This is a genomic window from Rheinheimera sp. (genome assembly GCF_036568245.1).
Lineage (GTDB): Bacteria > Pseudomonadota > Gammaproteobacteria > Enterobacterales > Alteromonadaceae > Alishewanella.
The window spans coordinates 1-10,429 of sequence record NZ_DATCSY010000034.1; the positions used below are offsets into that span (position 1 = coordinate 1).

A 10,429-nucleotide genomic window follows, 5' to 3' on the forward strand; every position below is an offset into this window, starting at 1 on the left:
CGGGTTCCGCACAGCAGAAACTGAAGACATTGTTATCGACCTGAAGCAACACACTGTGATGCCCGGCTTAATGGATATGCACACGCACTTTTACACGCAATTCAGCCCTTCAGTTTACAGCGAAGGATTCACCATGAATGAAGCAGACTACGCGCTTCGGGGTGCTACCTTTGCCGAGAAAACCCTCATGTCCGGCTTTACCACTGTGCGGGAGCTTGGCGACAATAACCAGATTAGCGTGGCGCTTAAAAAGGCCATAGCCAAAGGTTATATTAAAGGGCCGCGTATTTATGCCGCCGGAAAATCTATCGCTACAACCGGCGGCCACGCCGACCCGACTAATGGGTTGGCTTATGCATTAATGGCAGACCCTGGACCAAAAGAAGGTGTGATTAACGGCCCGGATGATGCCCGTAAAGCAGTACGTCAGCGTTATAAAGAAGGGTCAGATTTGATAAAAATCACTGCCACAGGCGGCGTGCTAAGCGTTGCCAAAAGCGGCAGTAACCCACAGTTTACCGATGAAGAGCTGGCGGCGATTGTCAGTACCGCAAAAGATTATGGCATGAAAGTGGCGGTGCATGCCCATGGCAAGGAGGGTATGGAACGCGCTATCCGGGCGGGCGTAGATTCTATCGAGCATGGTACCTACATGGATAAAAACACTATGTCGATGATGCGAAAACAAGGCACTTACTTTGTGCCGACGATCAGTGCTGGCAAATGGGCAGAAGAAAAATCACGTATCGCCGGCTTTTTCCCTGATTTAGTCAGACCCAAAGCGGCCACCATTGGCGGGAGAATTCAGCAAACTTTCGCCGACGCTTATAAAGCCGGGGTAAAAATCGCGTTTGGCACTGACGCAGGTGTATACGAACATGGTAATAACTGGCGCGAATTCATCTATATGACCGAAGCAGGTATGCCAGCTCTTGAAGCGATTCACAGCGCCACGATTGAAGGCGCACGCTTATTGGGTGTTGCTGATGAACTCGGTAGTATTAAAGCAGGCAAGCTGGCCGACATTGTCGCAGTACAAGGTGATCCATTGCAGGACATCAATCTGATGGGAAAAATCAGCTTTGTGATGAAAGCTGGTCAAATCTACCGACAATAGCAATACCGCGCTTCCGGTTTTATGCAGACTGGAAGCGCTTTAGCAATGCATTCGTATCGGCAAGAATAAAGTCTTTCAAATCCTGTTCAGCTTTCAGCCTTACACTGTCTTGTTGCCTGGTCAGAGCTTTATCCTGATCTTTGCGTGCCTGGTGTGTTGGCATATCTTTCACCATCTGATACATCTGATGTATTCCAGGATAAGTGATTACCGGATCCGGCTCATGTTCCGGAACCAGATGATCCAGTAACACCCAAACCCGCAGCGCACCTTCGGATAATTCGCATTGCTCTTCACGCATAGCCTTACAGATCAGCACGATACTATCGCGCAGATACTGCTTTTTTTCAGCCAGCTGCTGTTTTGCCTGCTTACTCTGTTGCCGCAATTGCCACAGCAGAGTACCGGCATAGAATGCTAACCCTGCAACCAACAACGTTGCGGCGACAAAAAATATCCACACTGCCGTTGTCAAAATCAGTCCTCATCACCGAGTAAATCTTTGCGCCAGTCTTTGCTCTCAAAAGCCGCCAGCGGATCTAAGGTTTCGTCTTCTGCGTCATCAGCTAATCCCAACTGCTGTAAAAGCTGCTCTAACCGTGCCGTTTTGGCATTAAAGTACTTTGCATCTTTACCCGTCAGAATTTCTTCCTGCTCAACCCGTTCAAGCAATTGTTGCAGATAACTATCATTTTCTATCAGTGCAAGTTCCTGCTCAGCTGTCATAGCTACCGGCTTCGCTTTAGCCAGGCTGGCTTTAGGCTGAATTTGCAGCGCTGGCTGTTGTGTATCTGCAGCAACTAAGGCTATCGGCTTCTTACTGCCAAGCCGCTTATCCTTTTTTACTGACTCCCCTTTTGGCACAGACGAAATAACAGTAGCATTGTTACGGCTACCTGATTTTAAACCAGCACCTTTTTTCTTGGTCTGTTCCTTTGGCTGCCGGGTTTTACGGATATCTTCCGCCGACAAATGCCGCTGCCCATTCGGGCCGGCCGAACGTGTTTTTTTCTGACGAGTCATGGTTATTACCTGTAAAAAAGGGCGCACATTTTAACCAGATTTACGCTGAAACACTAATGCTTTCGGTGCCTCAGTATAACGACATCTGTTGCAGCAAAATCCAGTTCAAAATTATCTCTGTCTGCCAGATAGCGAAAAGTGCTCTCACTAAAGAAACTGACATGGGTTGGGTCAAGCTTGTAATGCCAACCGGCAAATGCTTCTAAAGTGGTGTAGCGTTTTGTCATAATGGCCAAAGTGCCGCCCGGTTTCAGTAAAGATAACCAAAGCGCCCACTCCTGTGCCGGATTCACAAAATGTTCTATCGCCTCACTGCAACAGATAAAGTGATACTGCTGCTGTAGCACAGCATCCTCCGCGGCAAAATACGGATCCCAAACTGCCATCGTATGCCCGGCTTCCGTTAACATTTTCGCCAGCAAAGGGCCTGGACCACAACCAAAGTCCAGACCGGATAAACCTGACGAGGGTAACACTTGCAATAAAGGGCCCGCCAGTCGTTGCAGGAAGTTACGATAACCTTCATCGTTTAGATCATTCTGGTGTAGCTGGTACTGTGCCAACTCGTCTTGCGCTGACAGTACTGACGCACGGTCAGCAAACACCAGATTGCAGCACTGACACTGATAATAATGACGACGGCTGTCCTGATAGAAAAACTGGCATTGCTCTGCCAGACATAAAGGGCAAGGGGTGTTCAACATAAACCGAAGATTAACCTACCAAAAGAAAAAGGCGATAAGATCGCCTTATCGCCCTGGATATACTTGTGTCAACTGGACACTTCTCTCATTCGCTGCCATCTTCCTGATGAAGTTACGACACCCTGTCTGCTCTTCCTGTTTTTATGCTGCCTTCCTGGCTATAGTATTTTTATTCTTTACGATCATCCTGATACTTTCGTAATCTTCCCTGAGCGTGAAATCACGCAGCACATCATCCGGATGTGGTCTAAACAAAGGCACCGCGCACTTTCGTACTGGTACTGACACTTCCTTGCGGATAGTCCTTGTTTTCATTCGTTACGAAATGTAACTGACGGCTAATGTACTCTGATGAGTTTATATGGCAATACGCTACTTTAAAAAAAAGTGCACTTTTTCTTACCAATTGATAATTCCCAATTAAAATCAACACATTAAAACACATGAACAAGCCAAAAAAAGTTCAACTAATTTTAAGGCAAGTCATTTTCTTACACCGGATGTGAGATATATCTCACAAAAATTTATCAGCTAAAATAAAAAAACCGGCGATGAACACCGGTTTTTCCACGATAGAATTCAGCGATTGCCACTAATAATCAGTGCAAACCACCCAGATATTGCGACAGCACTTCAATATCTTCATCGGTCAGCTTTCTGGCTATATCCTGCATCATGCCGTTTAAGTCATTTGCCCGCTTACCTTCACGGAATTCAGTCAAAGTCGTTTTAAGGTATGTAGCATGCTGGAACGAAATTTTCGGGAAGCCACCAAGGCCCAAACCTGAACCCCGTGGGCCATGACACGCAATACAGGCTGCAATGCCGCGGCTGGCATCGCCGCCACGGTATAACTTTTCACCACGTGCTATGACATTTTCAGGTGTCGTGCCCGCTTTCATTTTTTGGGAAGCAAAATATGCTGCCAGATCTTTCATATCCTGATCAGACAGCGCAGCAACCATACCAAACATGATGCTGTTATTACGGCCTTGCTTGCCACCGGTTTCCATGCCTGTTTTAAAGTCTTTTAATTGCTTGTACAAATACGTAGCATGCTGCCCTGCCAGTTTTGGGTACATATCCACTAAACTATTGCCATCGGCGCTATGACAAGCTGCACATACTGCTGATTTCGCTTTACCGGCTTCGGCATCACCATCAAACGCCTGAGCTGTTCCGATAAGACCGAATAACAGCGTCAGTGGAAATAGAATTTTTTTCATTTTTTATCCGTCTCTGTCCGCATTAAACCGCCAGCATACTGGCAACCAAGTGTAATAACCCTAATTTTTATGCCTATTTTACACGAAACTGGTCAAAGTAAAATCCCATACAGCGCGCAAAAGCTTCTGCCGATCCCTCAGATCCGCTACAATGGCACCAAACGATTCGCCGGAGAAGGCTGTGTACAAGTCAAAAATTAATTATCAACGCGCGGCATTTTTAACCAGTGCTCCAGACATAGCGGCATTACCAGCTGATGAAGGTATAGAAGTTGCCTTTGCCGGGCGCTCTAACGCCGGTAAATCCAGCGCGTTAAATACTCTTACAAAGCAAAACAACTTAGCCCGCACCAGTAAAACCCCCGGGCGGACCCAACTTATCAATACGTTTAGTCTGGATGCAACACGCCGTTTGATTGATTTACCTGGCTACGGCTTTGCCAAGGTACCTTTAACAGTAAAGCAGAAATGGCAGAAGTCGCTGGCTGAATACCTGATGAAACGTGACAGCCTAAAAGGCCTGGTTGTCTTAATGGATATCCGCCACCCACTTAAGGATCTCGATCAGGACCTTATCCACTGGGCAGTAGAGAGTAAGTTACCGGTGCTTATTTTACTGACTAAAGCCGATAAGCTGGGGCCAGGCGCCAGAAAGAAGACCTTATTGGAAGTACGGGAAGCAGCATTGGCATTTATGGGTGATGTCACCGTACATAGTTTCAGCTCATTGAACAAACAAGGATTACCTGAGCTGGAACAGGTGCTGGATCTCTGGTTTGGTGCTGCCGACGCAGAAACTGTAGCAGAGTAACAGGCATAAAAAAACCGACACTCCAAGGTGTCGGTCATAGCAAACGGGGAGAAGCTATAATTTCAAATCAACAGGGTGTCTTATTGCTAAGACAGTTTCATTATACAGCAATTTTTACCGGTTTGAAGTATTTGCTCTAAAAAATCTAATAAATTTTCAGTTTGCCGATCAACTTTCAGCGACCCGTTGCAACCGATCGCCATCTTCTGCATTGTCACAAGTGCAATGCCATCGATTTCAAAACAGCAAAAAAAACGCCCCACTGCAAGCAGTGGGGCGGCTAAATAAGCCTACTTTCCTGCACTGAGGCGATTAAAACCCCAGACACTGAAAGATAGAACATCTTACCTCTGTACCCTACACGTCAAATTTTAACCAGACAGTGACAGAATGCAAGTTATTTCTGTAATAAAACTACAAAACAACAAAATAAGTTAAAGCTAAAGCAAATTTAAGTAATTAAATTACCAAACCCACCAGGCAGCATAAAAAAACCCGCCATTCAGGCGGGTTACAAAGGGTACAGGAGAGAAATTAACAGCATTACTGAGCTTTCAGACTCAGTCCTGACACTGTTAGTTCAAAATATTTAATGCGCCTGATCCCAGTTATCGCCATCGCCGGCTTCTGCCAGTAACGGTACATCCAATTGAGCCGCTTTCGCCATTAACTCAACCAGTTGCTGTTTAACAGCAGAGACTTTGTCTGCATCCACTTCAAAAACCAGCTCATCGTGCACCTGCATTATCATTGCAGCAGCGGGCTTGTCCTGCTGTCCTAACCAGTTATCTACAACGAGCATAGCTTTTTTAATTATATCTGCAGCAGTACCCTGCATCGGAGCATTGATCGCAGCACGCTCCGCGCCCTTACGCCGTGCCATATTCTGCGCATTTATCTCCGGCAGGTATAATCTTCTGCCAAACAGCGTTTCAACATACCCTGACTCATGGGCTTGCTTACGGGTACGCTCCATGTAATCCAAAACACCAGGGAATCTTTCAAAGTAACGATCAACATATTGCTGAGCTTCATTACGACTGACGCCAAGTTGTTTGGCAAGACCGAAAGCTGACATACCATATATCAGACCAAAGTTAACAGCTTTGGCACTACGACGCTGATCTGACGTAACTTCATCCAGCGCCACACCAAACACCTCAGCCGCAGTTGCCCGGTGAATATCACGTCCCTGTGCAAAGGCATCAAGTAGCGCTTTATCCTGCGATAAATGCGCCATAATCCTCAGCTCTATCTGGGAATAATCCACAGCGACGATTTTTTTACCTGGCGGTGCAATAAATGCCTGACGTATCCGCCGCCCCTCTTCGGTGCGGATTGGGATGTTTTGTAAATTAGGATCCGTTGAGCTAAGCCGGCCTGTCGCCGCTACAGCCTGATGATAGGACGTATGTACTCTGCCGGTTTGCGCATTTTGCATCCGTGGCAGCTTATCAGTATAAGTGGATTTGAGTTTGGTCAAGCCACGATGTTCAGTAATGAGTTTGGGAAAGTCGTATTCAAGAGCCAACTCAGCCAGCACATCTTCTGCAGTTGACGGGGTGCCCGTCGGTGTTTTTTTAAGCACCGGCAATTGCATTTGTTCGAACAGAATTTCCTGCAGCTGCTTCGGCGAAGATAGATTAAAAGGCTTACCAGCCTGTTCAAATGCCAGCTTTTCTAACTCAGCAATGCGTGCTGCCAGTTGCTCACTTTGTGTGGCCAGAAGCTTAGCGTCAATCAGCACACCGTGCCGCTCTATGCGGGACAATATGTCTACCAGCGGCATTTCGATATCCTGCAGCACTGTAACCAGCCCCTGATGCTGCTTTAACTGAGGCCATAGCGTCTGATGCAGCCTTAACGTAATGTCAGCATCTTCAGCTGCATAATGTGCCGCCTTTTCCAACTCAATCTGATTAAATGTCAGCTGCTTGGCGCCTTTACCTGCAATATCTTCAAAACTCACCGTTTTGTAGCCGAGGTATTTAAGTGCCAGGCTGTCCATATCATGCCGTGCTGCTACTGAATTCAGTACATAAGACTCAAGCATGGTGTCGAATCGGATCCCCGCAAGCACGATGTTGTATCGTGCCAGAACACTTTTATCATACTTAAGGTTCTGCCCCACTTTGGCTTTACTATCGTCTTCAAGCCAGGGTTTTAATTGCTCTAAAACCCAGTCACGCTCAAGTTGCTCAGGAGCGCCAACATAGTCGTGAGCCACTGGTACATACCATGCGATCCCCGGCGCGGTGGCAACAGACAACCCCACCAAGTCGGCCTGCATATAGTCCAGACTGGTTGTTTCAGTGTCAAAAGCTGTCAACTCTGCAGCATTAAGCTGCTGCAGCATACTGTCGAATGTGCTCTTATCCAGTACGGTTGTATACTGCGCAGATTGGGCTTCTGTGGTGTTTTGCGCAGTGTCGTCACTACTTTCATCTGCCAGCATACTGAGCTGACCTGAACTGCTTTCAGCATCAGCGCTACCCGTTGTTCCAGCTGTTAGCACTTCACTTAGCCAGCGGCGGAACTCGCACTCTTTATAAAGTTCGGCCAGGCGTTTGTTATCAGCGGTTTTAATCATCAGATCAGCCAGTCGATATGGCAGTTCAACGTCTGTTTTGATGGTGGCCAGTTGATATGACAGCTCCAGTTGGCTGCGGTACTCATCCAGTTTCGCGGCCATAGTCTTAGCACCACGGAAACTTAATGTAGTGACCTTATCTAACTGCTGATAAATCTGCTGTATTGAGCCAAGTCCTTGCAGCAAAGCTGCTGCAGTTTTCTCGCCAACACCAGGTAAACCCGGAATATTGTCGACCTTGTCGCCCATCAACGCCAGGTAGTCAATGATAAGCTCTGGCGGAATACCAAACTTATCCACTACGCCTTGCGGGTCAAGCACAGTATTGGTCATGGTATTAATAAGCGTGACATGTTTATCTACCAGTTGCGCCATATCTTTATCGCCGGTAGAAATTAATGTGTGCCGCCCTTCCAGGCTGGCCTGACGCGCTAATGTCCCGATAACATCATCTGCTTCTACACCACTGACGCACAGCAGCGGCAATCCCATAGCTTCTATAATGCGATGCAGTGGTTCAATCTGACTACGCAAATCGTCAGGCATCGGAGGACGGTTTGCCTTATATTCACTGTACATATCGTTGCGAAACGTAGGACCTTTGGCATCAAACACTACCGCCATCTGTTGTGGCTGATATTGACGTAACAAGCTTTTAAGCATGTTTACCACACCGTAGATTGCGCCTGTGGCTTCGCCGCGGGAATTGGTTAAATGCGGTGGCGCATGATAGGCACGGAACAGATAAGACGATCCATCGACCAGAATTAGCGGAGTACCGGGAATAGAAACCATCAGTAATATTGTCCTGAAGAGTGAAAGTTATAGCATGCCACAGCGCCCTATCCACTGCCAGCAAGTCAGCGAGGCGTTATCATATCAAAAGCTGTGGATAACTTTGTGAAAAACAAAAACAGAAAGGCTGGCGCCTCAAACAGAAGCCCAGATTAGGAAACATCTAATTCATTGTTTTATAAAACAAAATAAAGGGGATACTGCAAAACCCATCTTATTATTTTTGTACTTCCTTCTTGTGGAAAACACTTTTCGATATTTTCCTCCGGCAGAACAATCCAGATCCTCAGCGCATCTACCGGTCAAGTAGACTACCATAATGAACGCAGATGCAAAGCAAAACTCTTAAATAATTTTGCTTTTAAAAAAGCCCTGAACTGACATGAAAAGCATATACAAGCATTGGCGCTATGTCGCCGGGTTTTCGAGCTACATCGGTGTTACTTCAATTTCTTTTTCGTTATTGGGCGAACGGTTAGCTATCAACGTCCGGGAGTGACTATGGGGCTTCCCCTCGCAATAGCTTGAAGGCTATAATGGCGCAAACTTTGTGCGGACATTACCACAGGAACTTATAACATGACTAAATTCACCCTCGCGATAGCTTTGCTGTTAACGACTTTTGGCATTCATGCCAGCGCTGATGCAGACAAAGAAGCTTTGGCTAAGCGCCTTGCACCTGTAGGGCAAGTATATGTTGCCGGTGCAGCAGCTGCGCCAGCAGCGGGCGCATCAGGTCCGCGCAGTGGTGAGAAAGTGTACCAAACCGCCTGCTTTGCCTGTCACGGTACAGGCGCACTGGACGCACCGAAGAAAGGTGACGCGGCCTGGAAACCTCGCTTAGAGCAAGGCTTTGATACCTTATTGAAACATGCAATTGAAGGCATTCGAAATATGCCGGCACGTGGCACTTGCGGTGACTGTAGTGACGATGAGATCGCTGCTGCGATTAAGTTTATGACTGAAGGTGTCTAAATTACGTCGCTAACATTGTTAGTTGAAGGCCACTAAGCGGTGGCCTTTATTGTCTTTGTTGTTTTATATAAAAAATTAACCTAAGAAAGGTATAAATAATAGCCGCATTTCTCTTCCATGTGGTTAAACTTTGTGCATAATGATGCGCTGTTAACATAAAGTCGAAGCTATTCGATTGTAAAAATAAGAGTCAGGGTTGAAGGGATCAACGAAGCTGAACAAAAGCCAAAAACAGGCGGAAAACAAATTGCGCCGCCTAACATTGCTGGCACAGCGTTATAAGCAGGCGTACATTACTCAGGGCGCCTTATTACGACTGTCAGAATTAGCAAGCACGATCAGTGATATGCGGGATTTTTACCCTGCAATTCATAAGATGGTGTCAGAGTTGCTGCATGCCGAAAATTTCTACGTCGTTTTCTACGACAACGACAGCCAACAGTATTCGCCGCAATACTTTTCTGATGAGAAAGATCAGCAGATTATCGCTCAGGTTCCTTCAAGCGCATTCTCCAGTGGCCTGACCGGCTATGTTGTCCGCACAGGTAAGCCGCTACTTTGTGACAATCAGCAGTTTGAGCAATTGATTGCCGAAGGCCATATCCAATCTCAGGGGTCGCCAAGTACACATTGGCTGGGTATTCCGCTTTGCCGTGGCAGTAAAGTGATTGGCGTAATGGCAATCCAGTCTTATAACGAAAAACAGCTTTATACCGAGTCTGATTTAGATCTGTTCTGCAGTATTGGCGGACACACCATTACAGCCCTGGATAGGGTAAAAAGCCGGGAGTTGTTGGAAGATACTGTACGACAGCGCACCCGTCAGTTGCAGAAGATTAACAGTTCCCTGCAGAAAGAAATTAAAGAGCGCAGTAATGCTGAGCAGTTGCAGGCTGCGCTGTACCGTATATCAGAGCTCACTGCCAGCAGCCATGATATGAGCAGCTTCTATCATGCTGTACATCAGGTACTTTCTGGCCTGATGCCTGCAGAGAATTGCTATATAGCACTGTTAGATCAGGAAAAAGCAAAACTGACCTTTCCGTTCTATCTTGATCAATATTCGCCACCAGCCAGAGAGCGTCCGCTGAGCCGTGGTTTTACCGAGTATGTGATTCGCTGTGGTGATGCCAGGTTGATTAACAGCGACAAAGCTACCGAGCTGGTCAATGCCGGAGAGATACGCCG

9 protein-coding genes are annotated in these 10,429 nt (G+C 46.8%); 4 read left to right on the forward strand and 5 right to left on the reverse strand.

Annotation, left to right across the window (positions count from 1 at the left end):
- Nucleotides 1-1,117, forward strand: a 1,117-nt coding sequence (locus tag VIN66_RS01505) for an amidohydrolase family protein (protein WP_331922346.1), incomplete at its 5' end; no start/stop codon positions are given.
- Nucleotides 1,118-1,136: 19 nt separating this feature from the next.
- On the opposite strand, the gene VIN66_RS01510 is transcribed toward VIN66_RS01505, so the two are convergent.
- The 4 genes from VIN66_RS01510 to VIN66_RS01525 all read right to left on the reverse strand — a co-directional run bounded on the left by VIN66_RS01510 (nucleotide 1,137) and on the right by VIN66_RS01525 (nucleotide 4,070).
- Complete coding sequence (locus VIN66_RS01510; protein WP_331922347.1) at nucleotides 1,137-1,592, reverse strand: DUF2489 domain-containing protein; 456 nt, start codon at nucleotides 1,590-1,592, stop codon at nucleotides 1,137-1,139.
- A 2-nt stretch (nucleotides 1,593-1,594) separates the two neighbouring features.
- The gene (yihI, locus tag VIN66_RS01515) at nucleotides 1,595-2,140 is read right to left on the reverse strand and encodes a Der GTPase-activating protein YihI (protein ID WP_331922348.1); all 546 of its coding nucleotides are present in this window, start codon (nucleotides 2,138-2,140) and stop codon (nucleotides 1,595-1,597) included.
- A gap of 53 nt (nucleotides 2,141-2,193) precedes the next feature.
- Nucleotides 2,194-2,844: a class I SAM-dependent methyltransferase gene (locus VIN66_RS01520; protein ID WP_331922349.1), complete on the reverse strand. Its 651-nt coding sequence runs from the start codon at nucleotides 2,842-2,844 to the stop codon at nucleotides 2,194-2,196.
- A 599-nt stretch (nucleotides 2,845-3,443) separates the two neighbouring features.
- Complete coding sequence (locus tag VIN66_RS01525; protein ID WP_331922350.1) at nucleotides 3,444-4,070, reverse strand: c-type cytochrome; 627 nt, start codon at nucleotides 4,068-4,070, stop codon at nucleotides 3,444-3,446.
- Between the two features lie 181 nt (nucleotides 4,071-4,251).
- Here VIN66_RS01525 and yihA point away from each other — a divergent pair, with 181 nt between their 5' ends.
- A complete protein-coding gene (gene yihA / locus VIN66_RS01530) occupies nucleotides 4,252-4,881 on the forward strand; it encodes a ribosome biogenesis GTP-binding protein YihA/YsxC (protein ID WP_331922351.1) in 630 nt (209 codons plus the stop codon).
- A gap of 589 nt (nucleotides 4,882-5,470) precedes the next feature.
- On the opposite strand, the gene polA is transcribed toward yihA, so the two are convergent.
- Nucleotides 5,471-8,266, reverse strand: coding sequence for a DNA polymerase I (gene polA / locus VIN66_RS01535; RefSeq protein ID WP_331922352.1), 2,796 nt, complete (start codon nucleotides 8,264-8,266; stop codon nucleotides 5,471-5,473).
- 579 nt (nucleotides 8,267-8,845) lie between these two features.
- Here polA and VIN66_RS01540 point away from each other — a divergent pair.
- Together VIN66_RS01540 and VIN66_RS01545 are read left to right on the forward strand one after the other, a co-directional pair.
- Nucleotides 8,846-9,241, forward strand: a complete 396-nt coding sequence (locus VIN66_RS01540; protein WP_331922353.1) for a c-type cytochrome — start codon at nucleotides 8,846-8,848, stop codon at nucleotides 9,239-9,241.
- A 247-nt stretch (nucleotides 9,242-9,488) separates the two neighbouring features.
- Nucleotides 9,489-10,429: GAF domain-containing protein (locus VIN66_RS01545; protein ID WP_331922354.1), on the forward strand; the 941-nt coding region annotated here is incomplete at its 3' end.

Bases quoted from the DNA above. Each gene is read 5' to 3' on its own strand.
- yihI (WP_331922348.1), bottom strand. From the start codon at position 2,140: ATGACTCGTCAGAAAAAAACACGTTCGGCCGGCCCGAATGGGCAGCGG.
- VIN66_RS01520 (WP_331922349.1), bottom strand. From the start codon at position 2,844: ATGTTGAACACCCCTTGCCCTTTATGTCTGGCAGAGCAATGCCAGTTT.
- VIN66_RS01525 (WP_331922350.1), bottom strand. From the start codon at position 4,070: ATGAAAAAAATTCTATTTCCACTGACGCTGTTATTCGGTCTTATCGGA.
- polA (WP_331922352.1), bottom strand. From the start codon at position 8,266: ATGGTTTCTATTCCCGGTACTCCGCTAATTCTGGTCGATGGATCGTCT.
- VIN66_RS01540 (WP_331922353.1), top strand. From the start codon at position 8,846: ATGACTAAATTCACCCTCGCGATAGCTTTGCTGTTAACGACTTTTGGC.